General features: G+C 38.1%; 19 protein-coding genes. 7 read left to right on the top strand and 12 right to left on the bottom strand.

The annotated features are described in order from the left end of the window. Nucleotides 1–64: 64 nt before the first annotated feature. The 4 genes from A5888_RS08275 (at nucleotide 65) to A5888_RS08290 (ending at nucleotide 2,913) form a co-directional block, all read left to right on the top strand. Nucleotides 65–682 carry a lipoprotein gene (locus tag A5888_RS08275; protein ID WP_086350156.1) on the top strand — a complete coding sequence of 206 codons (618 nt, stop codon included), beginning with the start codon at nucleotides 65–67 and terminating at the stop codon, nucleotides 680–682. Nucleotides 683–794: 112 nt separating this feature from the next. Beyond that, nucleotides 795–1,082: a hypothetical protein gene (locus A5888_RS08280; protein WP_086350155.1), complete on the top strand. Its 288-nt coding sequence runs from the start codon at nucleotides 795–797 to the stop codon at nucleotides 1,080–1,082. Further along, nucleotides 1,069–2,208, top strand: coding sequence for a site-specific integrase (locus A5888_RS08285; protein WP_086350154.1), 1,140 nt, complete (start codon nucleotides 1,069–1,071; stop codon nucleotides 2,206–2,208). The genes A5888_RS08280 and A5888_RS08285 overlap by 14 nt, the downstream gene beginning before the upstream one ends. 312 nt (nucleotides 2,209–2,520) lie before the next feature. Further along, a complete protein-coding gene (locus A5888_RS08290; protein ID WP_339102035.1) occupies nucleotides 2,521–2,913 on the top strand; it encodes a YxeA family protein in 393 nt (130 codons plus the stop codon). A 427-nt stretch (nucleotides 2,914–3,340) separates the two neighbouring features. On the opposite strand, the gene A5888_RS08295 is transcribed toward A5888_RS08290, so the two are convergent. Further along, complete coding sequence (locus A5888_RS08295) at nucleotides 3,341–3,832, bottom strand: GNAT family N-acetyltransferase (RefSeq protein ID WP_086350153.1); 492 nt, start codon at nucleotides 3,830–3,832, stop codon at nucleotides 3,341–3,343. Between the two features lie 263 nt (nucleotides 3,833–4,095). Between A5888_RS08295 and A5888_RS08300 the strand changes: the two genes are divergently transcribed. Further along, on the top strand, nucleotides 4,096–5,235 hold the full coding sequence (locus A5888_RS08300) for a hypothetical protein (RefSeq protein ID WP_086350152.1): 1,140 nt from the start codon (nucleotides 4,096–4,098) through the stop codon (nucleotides 5,233–5,235). A 422-nt stretch (nucleotides 5,236–5,657) separates the two neighbouring features. Here the strand turns inward: A5888_RS08300 and A5888_RS08305 are convergent, their stop codons facing one another. The 9 genes from A5888_RS08305 to A5888_RS08345 form a co-directional block, all read right to left on the bottom strand. Beyond that, complete coding sequence (locus A5888_RS08305; protein WP_339102036.1) at nucleotides 5,658–6,362, bottom strand: metal-binding protein ZinT; 705 nt, start codon at nucleotides 6,360–6,362, stop codon at nucleotides 5,658–5,660. Nucleotides 6,363–6,522: 160 nt separating this feature from the next. Next, nucleotides 6,523–6,882, bottom strand: coding sequence for a DUF3958 family protein (locus A5888_RS08310; protein WP_086350150.1), 360 nt, complete (start codon nucleotides 6,880–6,882; stop codon nucleotides 6,523–6,525). Between the two features lie 405 nt (nucleotides 6,883–7,287). Further along, nucleotides 7,288–7,815, bottom strand: a complete 528-nt coding sequence (locus tag A5888_RS08315) for a GNAT family N-acetyltransferase (RefSeq protein ID WP_086350149.1) — start codon at nucleotides 7,813–7,815, stop codon at nucleotides 7,288–7,290. Then, nucleotides 7,812–8,285, bottom strand: a complete 474-nt coding sequence (gene tsaE / locus A5888_RS08320; protein ID WP_086350148.1) for a tRNA (adenosine(37)-N6)-threonylcarbamoyltransferase complex ATPase subunit type 1 TsaE — start codon at nucleotides 8,283–8,285, stop codon at nucleotides 7,812–7,814. Before tsaE ends, A5888_RS08315 begins: the two co-directional genes overlap by 4 nt. Before the next feature lie 564 nt (nucleotides 8,286–8,849). Next, nucleotides 8,850–9,062, bottom strand: coding sequence for a hypothetical protein (locus tag A5888_RS08325; protein ID WP_086350147.1), 213 nt, complete (start codon nucleotides 9,060–9,062; stop codon nucleotides 8,850–8,852). Between the two features lie 26 nt (nucleotides 9,063–9,088). After that, on the bottom strand, nucleotides 9,089–12,133 hold the full coding sequence (locus tag A5888_RS08330; protein WP_086350146.1) for a WxL domain-containing protein: 3,045 nt from the start codon (nucleotides 12,131–12,133) through the stop codon (nucleotides 9,089–9,091). After that, nucleotides 12,126–12,458, bottom strand: a complete 333-nt coding sequence (locus A5888_RS08335; RefSeq protein WP_086350145.1) for a hypothetical protein — start codon at nucleotides 12,456–12,458, stop codon at nucleotides 12,126–12,128. Before A5888_RS08335 ends, A5888_RS08330 begins: the two co-directional genes overlap by 8 nt. 10 nt (nucleotides 12,459–12,468) lie before the next feature. After that, nucleotides 12,469–13,572, bottom strand: coding sequence for a DUF916 domain-containing protein (locus tag A5888_RS08340; RefSeq protein ID WP_086350144.1), 1,104 nt, complete (start codon nucleotides 13,570–13,572; stop codon nucleotides 12,469–12,471). A 232-nt stretch (nucleotides 13,573–13,804) separates the two neighbouring features. Then, nucleotides 13,805–14,509 (bottom strand): WxL domain-containing protein, encoded by a 705-nt coding sequence (locus A5888_RS08345; RefSeq protein WP_086350143.1) that lies wholly within the window; start codon nucleotides 14,507–14,509, stop codon nucleotides 13,805–13,807. A gap of 288 nt (nucleotides 14,510–14,797) precedes the next feature. On the opposite strand from A5888_RS08345, the gene A5888_RS08350 reads away from it, so the two are divergent. Beyond that, on the top strand, nucleotides 14,798–16,318 hold the full coding sequence (locus tag A5888_RS08350; protein ID WP_086350139.1) for a helix-turn-helix domain-containing protein: 1,521 nt from the start codon (nucleotides 14,798–14,800) through the stop codon (nucleotides 16,316–16,318). A gap of 199 nt (nucleotides 16,319–16,517) precedes the next feature. After that, complete coding sequence (locus A5888_RS08355; protein ID WP_086350138.1) at nucleotides 16,518–17,690, top strand: AI-2E family transporter; 1,173 nt, start codon at nucleotides 16,518–16,520, stop codon at nucleotides 17,688–17,690. Between the two features lie 122 nt (nucleotides 17,691–17,812). On the opposite strand, the gene pta is transcribed toward A5888_RS08355, so the two are convergent. Together pta and A5888_RS08365 are read right to left on the bottom strand one after the other, a co-directional pair. Continuing rightward, on the bottom strand, nucleotides 17,813–18,796 hold the full coding sequence (gene pta / locus A5888_RS08360; protein WP_086350137.1) for a phosphate acetyltransferase: 984 nt from the start codon (nucleotides 18,794–18,796) through the stop codon (nucleotides 17,813–17,815). Nucleotides 18,797–18,952: 156 nt separating this feature from the next. Further along, nucleotides 18,953–19,636, bottom strand: a complete 684-nt coding sequence (locus tag A5888_RS08365) for a uracil-DNA glycosylase (protein ID WP_086350136.1) — start codon at nucleotides 19,634–19,636, stop codon at nucleotides 18,953–18,955. Between the last annotated feature and the right edge of the window lie 66 nt (nucleotides 19,637–19,702).

A 19,702-nucleotide genomic window follows, 5' to 3' on the forward strand; every position in this document is an offset into this window, starting at 1 on the left:
CTAACATCCACATTATGTGCAGATTGTAGTAAATAAATTATAACATAGAAATGGGGATTTATTAATGAAAAAGATATCGTTTTTTATTTTAGCAGGTCTAACTGTATTCTCTTTAGCAGCTTGTGGTGATGACTCTAGTGATAAAGTTACGGTAACGTCAGAATCTAAAACAGAAGAAAGCAAAAAAACAGAAACAAAAGAAGAATCAGAAGTAGGCGCTAGATCAAACCCTGTACCGTTGGGCCAAACAGCTACTTTTGATACAGCTTATTTTGTAGATGGTGGAGAACAAATCAAAACAAATTTATCTATTACCTTATCGAACGTCGTTAGAGGAGAAGAAGCATATAACTATCTGTTGAGTGCTAATCAATTCAACGAAGTAGCTCCCGAAGGTAAAGAATGGGTTATTTTTGATGTTTCTATGAAAATGAACTCAGGTAGTCAAGATAAAGCTATGTATGTTATGGCAAGCTTTACACCTATTGCTTCCACTGGCGAAGAAGTTCCACAAGACACTTATGGAACATTGGCTGAAGGTGAATCATTTGGATTAAAAGATTTGTATGAAGGTGGAACAATGACAGGAAAAGAAGCAATGCTGATTCCAGTTGGAGATGACACTTTGATAAAATATACTGGCGACGATTTTTCTACAACAGTTTTCTTTAGTCTTAAATAAAAAAACACATCCCCCTCCAACCAAGAAAAAGGATGTGCTACTGAAAATAAAACCTGAGAAATAGGCTTATTTACCTATGCTTATTTTATCAGACATAAGGAGATAATACAACATGACAGAATGGACTGGAGAAAAGTTAGCTAACTATCTACAAAAAGAATACGGTACTTCCGATCCGATAAAGTTGGCAAAAATCTATGGCTTCAATTTTCGTTATCATAATTTTGATGATTCTGACCCAGCTTTTTATATTGCAGGAATCAATGGCAGAAAAGACATATACTTGAGTACGTCTATTCCTAACAATCAAATACCTTTTTATATTGGACAACAACTTGGCAGATACTTGCTCTATAATCCTGATCAAATAGAAAAGGGTGACAACAATGGCATCTTATAGAAAAAAAGGCAAAAAATGGTATTTCAGAGTTTCATATAAAGATGAAGCCGGATCTTTCAAAGTAGTTGAACGTCCTGGTGGACTAACAAAAAAAGAAGCTCAATTAGCAGCTGCGGAGTTCGAAAAAGATATTGCAGATGGCGTAAACATTAAAAATAAAGAGCGGCTTTTCTCTGACTATTATCTTGAATGGTTTGAAACTTTCAAAGAAGGTAAATTCTCTATCGAGACTGACAGAATATATAGAACCACTTATAATCTTATATGCGAACATTTTGAAGAAATAAAATTGAAAGACATCGATCGCAAAAGATATCAGCAGTTTATCAACAAGTACGCGGAGAATCATTCAATCGGAACCGTCAAGAAGGTAAATGCTACCATCAAATCTTGTTTTAAAGATGCTCTTCATGCTGGCGACATTCCTAGAATGCCTAGTTATAAAATTACTCTATCAGGAAAAGCAGAGAAACCAGAGAGCGAAAAGTATCTAAATGAAGAGGAAGCAGCAAGACTAACAAAAGCAGTGATTGATAATATAAAAGTTAGTTATACTAGTAGTTACATGATCCTACTAGGTTTAGATAGTGGAGCACGTTTTGCTGAATTGTTAGGATTGACAGAAGACTGTATTGATTTCGAAAACAATTCTATAAAAATAGATAAAACATGGGATTATAAACACTTGAATAATTTCTCTACCACAAAAACGGATTCTAGCAACCGAACTCTTGCCATTAATCCAATAACAATGAATTATTTGAAGCAGTTCATTGATGCCAAAAAAGTGAAGCCTATAAATAAACTAGTGTTTACAGACAGCAGTCTTAAGCCGATATCTTCAAACGCTGCAAATAAAGCTCTAAAGCGCGCTCTTAAAAGAGCTGGTATAGAAAGAGATATCACCTTTCACGGTCTGAGGCATACACACGGAAGTCTCCTGTTGCTACATGATACAAGCTTATTGTATGTATCTAAAAGGCTAGGACACTCTAATATGGAAACAACAGCCAATGTTTATTCTCATTTGACAAAAGAGTTAAACGAAAAGGGAAACCAAGTTTCTGAAACAGTTATGAACAATCTTTATAGTTCCCAAAATCTTGCCCAAAATATTTTAAATTGACATATACACCTATATACTAAACAACTTATTTTATTGTATATTACGCTGGTATATATCAATGAAACGTTCTCCTGGCACGTGCTAAACCGTTTGAAACATTAGTTTCAAACGGTTTTTCTTTGTTCATTTTCAAAGTATTCAACATGAATGGTTTTTTCCCAAGTAAAGTTCTCTTCTTTTCTTTTAGATAAAACCCACTCTCTGTTCATTTATGTTTTATAAACAGGTAGTATAATCTAACATTTTTGTTAGCAAAATACATGGCTTAATGCCTAGTAAATAACTTAAACTAAATAGGGAGGAACTAGTAGAATGAAAAAGTTAATTCAATTAATTTTATTGGCAGGGCTTTTAATTGTAGGCTTTTTTGGTTATCGCTATTATCAAGAAACCTATGTAGGAGAAATTGCCTATACTAGAAGACCTGCAGAAATTCCCGAAAAAGTAAGCCATGAAAGCGAAAGCGGTATTGGAGATGATTCGCCATGGTATTCTTACGATTATACCATTACATTCGTAAAAGAAGACGGTTCGACAAAAAAAGATTCACTTAGTATTTCAGGAGATAATCCACAACCACTAGAGCCAAATAGCTATGTCAAAGTGAAGATCAGTAAAAAAAGAATAATCGAAGGTCCCAACAACATTTCAGAATCAGAGATTCCTATTAAGACAATGGATGAAATAAGGAAAATTGAAGGGTAGTAATAAATCTACAGCCTACACCTTATTTATCTCTGTCTTCAAGAACAAATAGTTCATTTTTTTTAAGCATTCTCATAGACTTAACACAATTCTTTTCCATATAGATAAGCCCTCTGACATTAGATTTCTGATTCAATGTTAGGAGGCTTATTTATTCTAGTCATCCGTTTTAATATAGTAATTATTTTCTCGAATCTCGTATCCCATGATTTACTGCAAGACGAATAACACAGTATCCAACAAATGCACCTACCCCATAATAAATTAAACTAAATATCATGCTCACTCTAACTCCCTCCATCTTCTATTCTTTTATTTACAAACTTACTTATATGCAAAGCCTAAAAAATCAGATGCAACCGTTTCTTTAGAAGTTTAAAAAAAGCCTTTTTCATCATAGCTACAAGCCGACTCTTTAAAGATCATCTCAAAGTTCCAGCACCATGTTATACCATGTTTCTCCCGCATGTTGGGAGTCAGATATCCCTTCATTCTTATATCCGTTTTTCTCATAAAATGGAATTAGTGATGCCAAACAAGTCAACGTTATCCCGACTCTCTCATACTTTTCAGACTCTTCTGCAAGCTTAGTAAGCAGTCTACTTGCCACGCCTAAATTCTGATAAAGCGGATCGACGACTAAACTAAGAACAGACTGGTATCCACCTGTTTCAGGATTTTTTATGGTCGTTTCGAAAAGCTCATCGTAAAGATACCTCTCCGGAATAACAGGTCCTACAGCATACCCAATGATCGTATTTTCACCAGAAATTGCTAAGATAAAGCTATCTGGTATTTTTTTGATTCTTTCCAGCATCGCTTCGCTACTCGCTGCTTCTTCCTGTGAAAACCCCATGTTTTCGATTTCAATAATTCTATTTAAATCAGTTGCTACTGGTCTACGAAAAGTTATTGTCATGTTCATCACCTGAATAAATATTTCCTACATTGAATCACTAGGATAGCTTAACTGTAGCATACAAAAGAACCGAAAAACAACCAAGTAATCCAATCTGAGCTTCTTCTATGTTTATACAAATAAATCTATTAATCCTCTTATCCTTAGCTTTCAAACAAAAAATATCTTTTTTGAAAAAATAATTAAATAGAAATACGAAATACCGTTGACCTCATTACGAAACGCATGTTATTCTTCTCATATAAAAAGAAAGGGATGATAAAATGAAAAACAGGATTACTTTTATTGGTGCTATTTGTTCTATTGCGTTAGGTATGCTACTAGTGGCTCCCGTCACTGCACAAGCTTGGGGAAATGAAGGAAAGTATGTACACTTTTTTGATTCAGATGTTCGCTTACCACTTACTGGTCAAGCAGCTGAATTTACAAGGGAAAAATACGATGAGCAAATCGAACAATTCAATAAAAAATACCAAAAAGACTATGATGCTCTCTACACAAACCATGACAAGGAGCAAGCTGAGTTGAATGATTTAATGGCTGCCTTGGATGAACGTCATAGTAATGGAGAAATTACAGAAGAAGAATACGCCATTGAATATGATAAACTACAGGCAGATCTTGAAACACTGGAAAATGAGTTCACCAAAAAAATAGAAGCTTTTGAAACAAAATCTGAGGAAGAGCTCGAAAAGTTGGAAAAGCAGCAACAAGAGGAGGAAGCTTTTATCGAAACCTACGAACTGCCAACCAAGGAATTTTTAGTCACAGTTGATACTATCTCGACTGAGCTCCTTTCACTGAATCCAAGCTTGTCTGGGCTGGAGTACGTTCCAAACCTCAAATATTTCACTGGAGAAATAAGCAGAGAATGGACTGTGTCAGATACTCGGTCACTTTTAAACACACCTAAGTTAGAAATTTTGCACTTACCCATTAGCAATCAAACTAATTTGAATTCAATGAAAAATCTAATACAGTTGAAAGAACTTCATCTTGAGGCTGGAGGCTATGCCAACAAAGAAGAAGAACACATTCAGGAGACAATGAACGACGAGCGCTATACAGAAGCGTTACTAACGGACATCTCCGCATTATCGAATGCCACAAATCTGAAAAAGCTTTCCGTTAGTGCTGAAGGTGCAATGCCTGTCGTAACCTTGAGAAAAGGGACCACTTCTTACGAATTAGTTGATCCAATCGTCCTTTCTTCGCAATTTGACGGCGCGACCCTTTCTTATTATTCTTACTTAGATGAAACTAATTATAGCTATGCTAGTAATGACCTATTGAAATGGGAAGGTCTGACAGGTGAAGAAGACATGCTGTTGTTTGATTGGGATGTCAGCCAAGGACAATTTGGATTTAGGGGCATTGGTCAGATTCCTATTCGCTGGAAATAACATGAATCGATAGTCATAGTTAAGGTGAGTGGAACAATCATATGCTAGCTAAGACTATAACTCTGTTGTTCTACAACCTTCTATCAGCTTCTGATGTAAAAATCACACTATGCTCCGAGAGCAGTATTCTCTAGTCAAAGCACTAAGAGTTGCTGTTCCCGGAGCTAATTATTTTTCAAAATCGCCTTGACATCTTCTATCTACTTACACTTAGTCAAGTGGTAGTAGCCCGTCGTAAAAACGACTGTCCCTTTTTTGCTTTTGATTTTTTCAACTATCTGAGTAAAAACGACTTTTTCATGTATCGGGCTAGGAATCTCTTTTCGACCTAAAAAGGAGCAACACATTTAGACTAAATGGCTTTTATGACGACAATATCTATCAAATGACCACCTACAATCGTTTTTAGTCAAAGTCTATTATTAATGATACAGCATTTCATGTACAACATCCTGCACAGACAGCGATGCCGGATAATATGTCGGCCAGTTCTCCATCTCTTTAAGAAGCTCCTCATGACTCATATCGCCAAAATAAATATGATAATGCGCTGATTTTTCCGGTGCAATGATATGGTCACTGAATTGTACTGATTTTGGTGCTTCCTCCTCCCCACTCACCTTATCAAACAAATAGCGAACACCTTTCTTCCCAGACTCATAGGTCAGGATTTTATATCCAGCATATGCATAATTCCCAGCAAACCATTCTCCATCCCTATAGAAGGAAATCAACTCTTGATAAATGTCGATCCTTTCTATATCTGTCTGATACCCTATTCTATAATATTCTTTGTATTCCTCCGCTGTTTTTTCTCCCTCTTCCGCTTTATGCTCAAAAACTTCGTCTAATGATCCGACCTCTAAATAGGGAAAGACAGACTGCCACTCTCCTGCCCAATCTGAAAGTGTTCGATCCGCTACCTCAGCATCTTCAAAAATTCCTTCTGCAGCCGGTGTCTTCGCGTGGGAATGTTCATGGTCTTGGTCAATTTCAGAAGACGACTCACTACTTGCAGATGAAGCAGAGGATTTCTGACTATTGGGGTTTTCAGCCGTACCACACCCTATAACACCAAAAATTAATCCCATAAGTATACCTGTATAAAAGACAATTTTCTTCAACATATTTCCTCCTAAAATATAAATAGTAATAATTACGATTTACATCGTAACATACAATTAAAACACTGTAAACAAAAAAAAGAAGCTGGCAATTTGCCTCGCTCCTTCTGTGCTTTCTGAATGTTCAAAAGAAATCTGGCGTTTCCCAATCTTCTTCGGTTACTCAAGACAATTCTTCTCTCAATCGTCGTTTCTCATAATAAATTTCATTCTCTCGTTTTTCTAGCGCCTTCTCCTTTTGAGTTAAAACAATTTTTTCCTTATCTATTCGTTCAAAAATATCCTGTTCTTCTCTTTGAATATCCGAAAAAATTTCTGTAAAAATAGATTTCGCCTGACTTTTTTGGAATATTTTTTCGAGCTTATAAAACAGCTGTCCAGATCGAGTAAAAATACGCTCATAATCTTTACTGAGCTTCTTCATTTCTTGTTCCGTTTGCTTTGCTTTGTAGCGTTCGTTGGCAATTCGGTTTTCTTCTTCTTCCAACGCAAGTAAAAAGCTATCCCTGTCTTTCTTTCCCATTCATTTATCTCCACTTCTATGTAAATAATAATCAGACATTTATTGAAGCTTTCTTTTCTCTTAAAGCAACCTCTCTTGACGGCCCCAACCGCTTTTGATGAAATGTCTATGTTTTATTTGATTAAACGTATTTTCATTTATTCTTTACAATAATACTATCATAATTATAAATAGTTTCATACCAAAAGAAACCACTTTTTTTCATATAGAGAAAACTAAATAAAAGCAATGCCAATACAACAAAATACCCACCCTTATAAATATAAGGGTGGGAAAAAGGAGTTAAATGAAAAATAAAAAGGGTTGTTAGTTGTTGTGTCATTATAATACTACCGCTTAAATGAATTTGCAAATAATAACCCTCGGGATCAAAAAAACTTTTTTCTATCCCTCAAACTGTCACTTTTAATCAATTAGAAGACTCATCAACCGAACATCCAAAAACTCATCTTCATCTGTTTTTGTCCCTCTCGGCAGGATTGCTTCTGTTTGGAATCCGACCTTTTCATAAAGCTGTATTGCTCGTTGATTTCGTTCCTGCACGGTCAATTCCAAGCGTCGGATGATGCCTCCTTCACAAGACCAATCGATCAGGGTCTCCATCATTGCTTTCCCTAAACCAAAACCCCAGTAGTCTTTTAAAATACTGATACCTATCTCTCCTAGATGCTCCATTCGTTTTTTGCTTGAGGCACTGACAGAAGCCGTACCGACAATCCGATTTTCAATGATGGCAACCATCAGTACATTGTTAGGAGAATCATAGAGATTCGCCAAGTTGTGTGCCAGTTCCTCCACTTCAATAGCAGGTTCTTCTCCATTCATAACTAAATAAGGAGTTTCAACAGCAACCTGCTGTAAAGCTGCTGCTATCTGCTGTGCATCATCAGGGACTGCTTCTCTGATCGTGATATCAACCTCTTCTCGCGTCATTCCTTTTCCCCCTTGGATTTTTCGATTCTCTCAAGAAAAGCCAGTCCGGATTTACCGACACCAATCAAAGAAATCAATCGTGTTTCTTCGTTATCCGCGTCCTTTTCCAAAGTTATAGAAAGATATTCCTCAGGGATATCATCTTCCAGCAGCTTTCCCCACTCAACAACACTGAGTCCATCCCCCTCAAAATATTCTTCCAATCCCAACTCTTCCGTTTGCCCTGCTACTCGATACACGTCCATATGATACAGTGGCAATCGACCACTTTGATATTCTCTGACAATTGTATAGGTTGGGCTCTTGATCATTCGTTCAATGCCTAACCCCAACGCAATTCCTTTTGTCATTGTCGTTTTCCCGGCACCCAAATCACCCGATAGTAGAATGACATCACCAGCTAAAGCAGCGTGTCCAATTCTTATTGCTAATGCTTCTGTTTCAAGAAGATTTGCTACACTTACGTTCATTTTTTCTCCCCTTCCTGTCCGTTATCTTCTTCACCTTAGTATATTGGCTATGCGGAATCATTATTTCAGACGCTATAGTACCGGATTCATAAAATACTGGCAAGTCCTCTAAAGCATAGGGTGACCATTCAAAAAGCTGCTTTTAGCTTTTATGATCCGCTTTCACTATTGGTAAGCAGCTCTTGTTCATTTATGAAACCAGTATGACGCTTCAATTCATTTTTAAAAGTGGCTTCTATAGGCAAAACAAGTGATTCTTCACATGACGTTATGGTCTCTTCTTTTGGAGTATATCATAAAATAAACATTGAAAAAACTGCTTGAATCAAGAGCAACAGAAACAACAGGCAAAATGAAAGATTTGCCTGTTGTTTATTTATTCAATTCGTTTTGAACCATAATAAATGATTGTCTAGCCAACTAAACTAATTTACTTTCTCCAGACCGATAGAGAAAAACACTTCTTTTTTACCCATCTAAGTGGTTAGACAATCAAAACACTACTTGTTTTAGATACAATTCTCATGCGTTACCAGATACTGCTTGAACGTTCATGATCAATACTCAAGGAAGCTGTTTTTGAATCGCCAGATAAAACAGAACAGCTAATGCTGCCCAGCACAATGCTAGAATAACCAGCAGCCAGTTCGGTAAAAGGTACAACCATTTTTCCTTTTGAACCTTTGTCACATAGGCAATATCTCTTGCGATGAAATACAACGAAAACATTAGCGTTACCAAGCAGATCGCACCTGTGATCCAAATCCATTGATTCATTTTCTTCTCCTTAGTCTTTACTTATTTCAAAACGCATCGATAAGGGTCCAATTCAACACACTTTGGTATTCAGTATTTATCTTTCCGACATTCGCGGGGATAGCCAGTTTTATTTGTTCAGCTGGAAGGATCACCTGCCACATCCCTTTCCCTTTTCCAGTTTCGGCTTGCATCAGCTCCATTGAGGAACCATCGGAAGGAAGTCTCAACGTACTGCCCGATGTCAGGCTAGGACTATTTGTTCCTGTCACAGGTACCAGCGTTTCATCATCTGTATCTCGGTCAACCACTTCCTTTAGGGTAACACCGGATACTTCTATCGCTGTCGCTGTTGGCAGCTGCTCTGTTCCTGCAGCATTTTTAAATTGTTCAAGACTGAGATTCATTCGCCAACCTGTTGTCGAACCATCAACGCGATCATCGAAAATCCGGACATATAACCCGTTGGATAGTGTATCCGTCGTATAAGCAGCTGCAGATAAATCCTTTTTTTGAGCGGCTGCTGAAATGTTCGCACGACCAAAATCAAAACGCTTTGGTAAATTTTTTAATCCAATATCTTCTATTTTTGAAAAGTCGAAATGATCAGCATCTTCGATACGTACAAAGTCGCTAGCAGTCATGCTGTCAAAATTCCCAGTCAATGTTATACCAGCCTCTACAACCGTATTTCCTATACCATTAACTATTGTTTCAAAAGTAATATACATCTCCTGTGATGGATTGATTGGTTGTCCAAGTTCTTCTGTCGTCCAAAGATCATCATTTACGCTCATATAGTTAATCGTTGTACTCCCCGGCTTATAGGTAAGCGTACTACTTCCAGAAGTCAGCTGCATTGCCAAACGAATATCTCTCAACGCTATAGTATTACTATTCGTAACAACTGCCGTCCATTTAATTACATCTCCTGTTACTACAAGCTTCTTCGAGGGGATTAAAACCACACTCCCCTTCCCCTTCTTAATCTGAGCTGTTGCTTGTGTAGTAAGAGACGTAAAATTCCCGGAAACTTGAATGGCGACTTGATAGTCCTTATCCGGTACTCCCTTAAGCCTTGTTTGAAACTCAATTGTCAGCTCTTCCCCTGGTGCTAGTCTATTGGTTAATGGATTGTCAGGGAACCAAACTTGATCTGCTTGAGAAATATTATTGATTTTCGTACTATTTGCTTCATAAGAAAAGAGTTCAGGTTCTACCACGCCCTGCAAGGTACGACTTAATTGAATCGTGTTCATCTCTACATTTCCGGTATTCTTCAACGTTCCACGCCAAATGACGACATCACCAGATTCAATAGGAGTTGTCACTGGCTGCAACGTAAAAGCTCCTGATGTACTCCTCAGTTCCACAACATTTTTAGCTTTTATTGAATCAAAATTCCCTTCAGCGGATAGCTCAAGATAACAATCATCTCCAACATCCCCTAACGTTTTCGTATTAAAAGTTATTTCAAGTGACGCACCAGGAGCCAAGGTCTGTGCTAAAGGAACAGTCCAAACCGTATCTGACACAGCGACATTATCTATTTTCGTTGACTCAGTCACATAGGTTAAACTGGAAAACAGTTCTTTTCCTAGCATAATTCCTTCCATCGGCACATCGCTAGTATTTGTTAAGGTTCCAATCCAACGAATCGTTTCCCCCACTGCTGCGAATGCATTATCAGGTCTTACTGTTATTGTTCCAACAGCACGTTCCGCAGTATAAACATACTTGAGCGTTTGACTCGCAGTAACTGCGGGCAAGCTAACAGGTGATGTATTCGGTGTATCCACACCTGGCGTCTGATTTTCTGTCAACCAGCCTTGATAAACCCAGCTTTCCCCTTGAGTGTCTGCGATCTTTGCTTGGGGAGTACTTGTAAATTCTGAACCAGAAATTACCTCATTGATCTGATCCGATACGCCGGTCAGCTTTGCACCTTCATCTGTATAATAACTTTCCGTCACAGTGATTGGTGTCCCTTTTTCATACACGAGAAAGATCGTGGCTGATTCGTACGCATCGATCGAATGAGTCGGTGGATTCCCGTATTTTAGAGGTGTCGCAGCATTGAAAATCGAACCTGCTCGATAGCCGCGATAAACGTAGGTCTCTCCATTGATCTCATAGCTTGTTGGAACCCTTTCCATCGTGTGTGAAAACGGAATCGACTCATATAAGGTTCGCTTATTCTGTTCAAAATTAGCAGGTGGTGTGATCGGTGTCCCTTCAGGATCGACAAAGGCTTCTTCGATATAAGGTCGTTGGTAAAAAAGCTTGATTGGACTATCCTCTAAAGTGTAATTACTAATTGCCGAATAAGCCTGTGCTGCCCACTCTTTATTGATATAATTCTGATTATCTCCAGCAGGTAGATTTTTCCATCGCGATTTTAAATAGTCACCTTGATAGTCATAACCAATGAAGCTTGTTCCATTGGATGCTGTCTCCAAATAGTCCCACTTCACATATTTATTCATGCGGGCAAAATTCGGAGTAGACGTTGGAGAAAAGAAAATTTCAGCTACATATTCCGTTTGGGTAGAAAAACCACTGGCAGGTTCCGGTGTAATATTCAACTCTGTATAAACACCAAGATTACCGATTCTTAGTGCTCGAACCATCATTCCTTGCCCATCATTACCATTTAACTGAGCTAACGTGATAATCCCGTTATCATCAGAAACGCCACTTTTTGTCCCCCCTATGTCAGCAATTACTCTCATTCCCTGAAGATTTTCTATTCCGGGAAAATCAGTCAATGTAGGATAATATTTGACTACTTCATATTCATAAGGTACGCCAACTGCCGGAGTCCCATCATGTTTCAGCAATTGGTACTTCATATCAAAGGCATCATCGTAACCAGAATATCGTGGCGTAGTAGGTAGGGTGATAGCAAACGGCTGGATAGCTGATCGTGCATCCATATCCATGGTTGGTAGTTCACTTTGTTCAATAGGTTTTTCACGCGTACTTTCCTTGGCAGACAACTCAGAAGGGGTGAACAGGTAGCTCCCGCCAATCAGCGTCACAAGCAAAAACAGCCACCCAAACAACTTCTTGCAATACTGCTTCCTATTCATCCCTCCTCACCTCTTTTCCACTCGTCTTTATTAACAATAATAGGACCAATAAAAAAGTCAGGCCTAAAATATTTGCTGAATAAATCAATGGCTGCTCTCCCATACTTGGCAGATTGCCCGAAGACTTTTCACCAGTGCCTTCCGGCTTTGATGTTTCTGGATAACTGACGGAATCATTCGGATCATTATCGATAGGGAGTGTTGTATTTTCTGTAAACGTCACGCCAATATCTGTTTTTGCTGTTGCAAATACTTGACTGGGAAGTAAGAACAGACTGATGAGTAGACTGAGTAGAAATAAAAATACTTTACTTTTTCTTCGCATTTGCCTCCCTCTATTCTTTTTTCTTTTTTCGCTTCTTGAATTTCTTCTTCTGCCGATTCGATCGTACGACCAGTCCTGCAAGTAATGTGATAGTCAACAGTGCCAGAATACAAAAACAAAGGATGAACCATTGAGGAACAATCAGCTTAAAGGAAGTATCCTCATTCATTTCATTTGCTTTCTTTGAAGAAATCTCGAATTCTCTACTGAATTCCCATTTTTTACTAGTCTCTTCTTTTCCTGTGACAATTGCTTCAAATCGATACTTGCCGGCTCTGACCTCCTCCATTCCCCAATCCAATTGAAAAGGAAAAAGTGTATGGGGGGCAATCCGGCATTCCTCCATCGTTCGTTCGGTTATTGTCTCATTGTTTCCTAAGTCGATCAGTTTCCCACTGATAGAAAACTCACCAAACACCTGTGGCAATGGATTTAGAAGACTCGCTGTCAGCAATTTCTTGCCAGCATCGATTACTGGTTCAACATTGTAAAGCTCGATGGCTTCTAGGCCTTGATTAAGATAATCTTTATCTGACTTCAAAGCAATTCCAGAAACATAGCCATACGTATTCCCTACAGACATCCCACTTCCTTGCTCTTCTTCTTTCAACTTTGGTCGAATACTGATTCCACCGAGAACAAGCCCCTTGAGTGCATGATTGGGTATTTTGAGCTTCAATTTCGCTATACCTATTGTGCCAGGTTCCACTTTCAATTCTTTGGTTTCAACTGTAACCAATTGTTGAATGGACACGGCCTCATTTGACTCGACCAGTTCATTCCCCTCTTCATAGGTAAGCAACCCATTCGCATTCGTTCCAGCTGAATGAAGCGCCACTGTGTAGAGCTCTGCTTGATTGCTTCGATTGATCACTTCTATTTCCAACTCTTGTTCTTGATTGGGCTGTACGTGCAAATAGAAATAACGGATATGTGCATCCATCTGATTTTCCGGAAGCCTTGGCTTGATTGTAAATGCCGCAAATTTTTCAGCACCTGAGCCTGTTGTTTGCTCGTCTGATGCAGAAACTTTAGAGGGGACACTTCCTAAAAAGAAAAAGAAGAGAAGACAAATCAAAAATTGCTTTTCCCGATGATATAGCTTTACTTTCATAAACCTTGATCTCCTTAAAAAGAGGGATAACAAAACTTACTCTATACGATGAATACTTACAGAAGCATAGAAGGAGCTTCATATCTGCAATTACTCATCGCACAGATACGCGCAAGAATTGTCTTTCATCCTCTTGTGGTGCTCGCATCAAGCTAGGATGTACTTCTGCGAGTTTTATCACCCCTCGTTTAACGCTTGCTATGTTTAACCACAATCCCAGTTGGGAAATTGACTAAATTGAATCTGTCAATGTCCAGTCTACCGTTCCTTTGTACGTTTCATTTGCTACTGGTGAAACAGAAGCTGGAATGTTTAATTGAATATTTGTTAATTCGCCAGCCCAATACCCCTGTCCTTTTGTTGCATCACCTGTTAAAATACGTGTGTTTGTCGTCGTCAATGTCACTCCTGTGACTGCAGTTGGTTGTTGTGCAGTTGATACCACATCCGAAATTGTATTTGTTGCTGGGTCTGTGACTTCCTTAAGTGCTTGACTCATTGTGATCGTTGCGCCTGTAAGTTTACGTGTACTGTCAGTTGTTCCTTCAAGCTCGGTCATTTTTGCTTCCAATTTCCAACCGACATAGGTTCCTCTCAAATCGGCCATTGCAACATGCTTTGTTGTTGGATTTGCTCCTGCTACTGATTCAACGGTAGAATCTATGTTGATTGTCAATGCAGTTGGTGTTGCTGGAACGGCTGTTTTCTTAAAATTAAACTCTTTCGGGACATACAGCAATCCAAAATCTGTATCAGGTGGTGTAATAGGTGGATCAACTGGTGGTGTAACTGGTGGAATAACAATGGTCCCGCTCTCAAATTCTACTTTAGAATCGGACTTTCCTGAATAATCCTTCGCACTTGCCTCAATTGTTCCTACAGCAATTCCTGCTGTACAGACGGCCAACAGTGCAGTTGTGATAAACTGCTTTTTCATAGTGTTTCCTCCTCCAAAAAAATAAGATTTATTTCATAAAACAAAAAAGTGTTTTTTGAAATTCGTATATATTGCTACTTTCACGTGTATCTTACCTTGATTCACAGTAATTTTGATTAATTTTTCTATCTTTTATATTTTATTTTTTTATAAAAAAAGCGTGTTTAAACAGCTTTAAATGTATATTTTTTTCAAAATAAAAAACAATATATCTTGTTTTTGACTGCTTTTTCTTCATTTTTTCTGATATAAATGGAACTGGAAATCTTTTGAAAGGAGTGTTTCTTTATGTATAAAAATAGATTCAATACCATTATGTTGGATAAAATAAGTTTAGAAAAACTGAAACTGTACCAAGAGCTGCAAACCTATCAGGAAAACATTTACTCGATACATTTCATTTCCACAATGCAAAAAATGTCTTATTCAAAATTAAAACAGCTGTTAACAGAACTCTCCGTTGACTTAAAGACGATCGATAAGGATACATACCCTTTACTCACATCAACAAATCAGATTTTCATACATGGCTGGATGCCAAATACCGAAAGCTATTATCTGTATTTGATCAAAAAAAGCATCCCGTATTTATTTTTAGTCGAATGCTTACTTAATCAGGTTTCAACACTTCAAGAGTTCTCAACAAAATATTTTATTAGCTCTTCAACCGTTCGAAGAAGATTGGTAAATCTACATGACTATCTCCATACAATGGACCTGCAAATCAACTTTTCCAAAATGAAACTGATAGGGGATGAACGGTTGATCCGGATTACTTTTCTCCTATTTTTATGGCTGGGAGACAGAGGAAAACACCCACAGCTGCAACATTTTCAAATAGAAGAAACAGAAAAATTATCTAGTGTTACGCGACTCTCTCCCTACCATGATTATCCAACAGCTCAAAGTATGACACGACACTATGCAGAAATCGCTGCCCAACGGATCAAAGGTAAGCATTTCGTTACCGACACTCCAAAGTATGATACGGTGTTAAAAAACAACCTTTCGCCTAACTATTCTGAGTGCATAAGTATTTTGGAGGTCCCAAAAGAGAAGCAGCTTGCCGAAGCTAGATTTCTTGCATGGCTTTCTTTCTATGGCCCTTCCTTCTATTACGAAAATGATTTGCTTTTCCATAGTTTGGAGGAATTACTCCAAAAAGAAGGGAGTATTGAGTACTTGTTCAATTCAAAAGTGCTTACCCCCTTACTAACTGAGCTTTTTGGCTCAAAGAAAATGATTAAAAAACAAGTAATACGAATGAATATGGTCAATATTTTTTTCAGCTATGCTGTCTTTCAATGCAACACACCTACATTCTCATCCTTAACTTGTACTTTTTTATACAAAGACAATCCGTTATTTCAGGAACTTTGTCATACCATAAAAAAAAGACTGTCTGCTCTTTCCAAACACAGACATTTCTTTTGGATGAATAGATGTTTAACAGAGTTAACGCAAAGCTTTGCGATTCTCCTTTTCCCAGAGTACGAACGCTTGGAACGAAAATATGTATTACATGTCTCTATCCTATATGAAAGCAGCTTCACCTTTTTCCAAAAGCTGGATACTTTTTTAGCCGGTATCCCTTTTGTTGACAATCATCCCTTCGATGAAACCCAACTGGATACTATAGATTTTGTTATTTCATCTTCGGAAACATTGGCAGAAAATATTGATCCTGACAAAGTTATTGTCTTTCCATTCCCCAATGATCAAAAATACCTGTACGAACTCTTAGGAGAACTGAGTACACTTTATTCGAAAAAGATCAAAGGACCCTTGCTAGAGCCGCTAGTGACGTAGTATTCAAAATAATTAACCCCTCATTCAATTTTAGAGGATAAGACAATTTTCAATTTGACGATTGCCTTATCTTTTTCATCATCTACTTCCTATCACTCATTTCTCACTATCTGCTTCCTATATTTTTACAGTTATCTATTGATAGTCTATAATAAAACTGAGCGTTCCTTTAACGGAACCCTAGAAAGGGAGAGAGAAAATGAACAAAGAGAAGAGCCGTTGGCAACGTTTCTTAGGGGGTGGAAATTTACTATTTACCCTAGCAGTATTGTGTCTCATTGCGATACTGATTTTTCTATTTCACACAATCTCATTTATTTTCAACCCATTATGGGTCATTTTTATCACTGTTCTTCCTCCGGCAGTTTTCGGAATTGTTATTTATTATTTACTGAATCCTATTGTTAAACGCTTGGATAAAAAAATGCCTCGTGTCTGGATCATCGCCGGGCTGTACATCCTTATTTTGGCCTTGTTATTCTTAGGTGGACTACAAATCTTCCCAATGATTCAGAAACAGACCGAAGAGTTGATTGAACAATTTCCAACTTTTCTAAATGATTTTCAAAAGAGCGCAGAAGCATTCGTGGCAAAAACACCATTTGCAAGCGAGTTTAGTCAAGCGACAGAGTCTTTAGAAAATATTTGGAATAAAATCAGCGGCGTCGCAGGTGACTATCTGCAAAAGGGGGCTCAAGGTTTGGGGAATGTATTTTCTGCTGTGTCTACTACCTTCCTGACCTTATTTACCGGACCAATCATTGCGTTCTTTCTACTAAAGGATAAAGAAAAATTTTATCAAACATTGAAACGCATGTTTCCTCCGGTGTTTCGCAATGATTTTGATGAACTCAGCCAAATTATTAATATTCAGATCGGTGACTATTTAAAAGGACAGATTATTGCTTCTCTTGTTTTAGGTGTCATGTATCTGCCGACCTTCCTATTAATTGGTATGCCTTTTGGCGGAATATTGGCTCTGGCCGCTGGGATTTTATGTATCATTCCTTATATCGGTCCTTTTATCGCATTTATTCCTGGACTAATCATTGCCTTTCAGGATTCGTCCTTCATGGGGATCAAATTTTTGATTGTCTGGTTTGTCATTCAATTACTTCATGGTGATTTGGTTGTCCCTCGTGTAATGGGTGATAAACTGAAAATCCATCCGATTACGATTCTGCTCGTTTTACTGGTCATGGGTGATTTATTAGGACTTGTAGGGGTCATTTTCGGAATTCCGATTTATTGTCTGCTCAAGGTTTTCGTTATTTATCTTTTCCGTAAATTTAAACAGCGTTACAATCGTTTTTATGGAGAAAAAGGGAAGTATGAAGAGACTGAATTTACGAAGGATGAGTATTTGAAATAGAATAATAGAGTAACTTTGTGTGGTAATTCGCAAAGGATAATGATACAGCCGCCTGTGTTATAGCCGCTGTATCACAAAAAGACCGACATCATGAGATGTCGGTCTTTTTGTCGTTCTTCTAATTAGTTATCCATCAACGCTTGAGCTGCTGTAATGATAGATAGCTTGTATACATCTTCTTCATTCGCACCACGTGACAAGTCTGAAACAGGTTTGTTCAAGCCTTGCAAGATTGGTCCGATTGCTTCAAAGTTACCTAAACGTTGTGCAATTTTATAGCCAATATTTCCTGATTGCAGTTCAGGGAATACAAAGACTGTTGCTTTACCCGCAACATTAGAACCTGGTGCTTTCAATTGTGCAACAGAAGCTGCATAAGAAGCATCAAACTGTAATTCACCATCGATGTCCAAATCAGGCGCTAATTCTTTCGCAATTCTTGTTGCTTCAACAACTTTATCTACTTCCGGCGCTTTTGCAGAACCCTTGGTAGAGAAGCTCATCATTGCTACTTTAGGCTCAATGTCAAACAGCTTCGCTGTTTTTGCGCTTTCAATTGCAATTCCAGCTAACTCTTCCGCATTAGGATTTACATTGATTGCACAGTCAGAGAAAATATATCTTTCTTGTCCGCGTCCATGGAACATGATCATTGCCCCACTTGTACGGCTAACTCCTGGTTTTGTTTTAATGATTTGTAGTGCCGGACGTACCGTATCACCTGTTGAATGGACCGCTCCACTGACCATTCCGTCAGCAACTCCCATATATGTCAACATTGTTCCAAAGTAGTTTACGTCTTTCAGAATCTTTTCAGCGTCTTCTTTGCTGACTTTTCCTTTACGACGTTCTACAAATGATTCAACCATTTCATCCCATTGGTCATAGTTATCAGGATCAACAATCGTAAAATTAGATGTTTTGATTCCACGGGCATGGGCTGCTTTAACGATCTCGTCTGGGTTACCAATCAAAACAGGCTCAAGTAACTCTTCCGCCTTCAAACGAGCAGCAGCACCTAAAATTCTTGGATCCAACGCTTCCGGAAAAACAATCTTCACATTTTTATTAATGATTTTCGCTTCTAAGTTATCGAATAGTTCCACAATATACCCTCCAGTATTCTTTTACATGTTCGCTCTCAATCATACACCATTCTAAAAGAAAATAACAGTTTTTTTTATCTGTATCAGTGAAAAAACCTTATTATGATAACTTATTCACAAACTTCCAAACCTATACTATAACAGTTCCAATCTGTTTTAATACACTGTATCAGGAAGCTGCCAATTGATTGGTGTTTCCCCTAATTGCTCCAAAGCTTGGTTTGCTTGAGAAAATGGTTTTGACCCGAAAAATCCACGATGTGCAGACAAAGGACTTGGGTGTGGTGATTTAATGATTATATGTTTATTGGTATCGATCATGCGTATTTTATCCTGTGCCGGTTTCCCCCATAAAATGAAAACAACAGGCTTATCACGCTCATTCAGCTTCTTGATCACTGCATCTGTCAGCTGTTCCCAGCCTTGTCCGCGATGAGAATACGCCTGACCTGCTCGAACCGTTAATACTGTGTTTAGTAATAGGACCCCCTGCTTCGCCCAACTCTCCAAAAAGCCATGATTGACTGGTGCATACCCTAAATCTTCCTGTAGCTCTTTATAGATATTAACCAAGGATGGTGGTGTCTTGATGCCTGGCTGCACAGAAAAGCTCAACCCATGTGCCTGGTTTGGTCCATGGTAAGGATCTTGTCCTAGAATAACCACTTTGACATCCTCATAAGGAGTCAACTCTAATGCAGTATAGATATGGTACATATCCGGATAAATCGTCTGTGTGGCATACTCCGTTTTCAAAAACGTTCTTAACTCACTATAATAGGGTTGGCTAAATTCGTCCGCCAACATTTCTTGCCAGCTATTATGAATAATTGTCTTCATGTCCTCAGCTCCTTTACCTAACTAGAATAACCAACTTTATTAAAAGTTACAAGGAATTTTATTATA

The organism is Enterococcus sp. 9E7_DIV0242 (assembly GCF_002140975.2).
GTDB classification, from domain to species: domain Bacteria; phylum Bacillota; class Bacilli; order Lactobacillales; family Enterococcaceae; genus Enterococcus_L; species Enterococcus_L clewellii.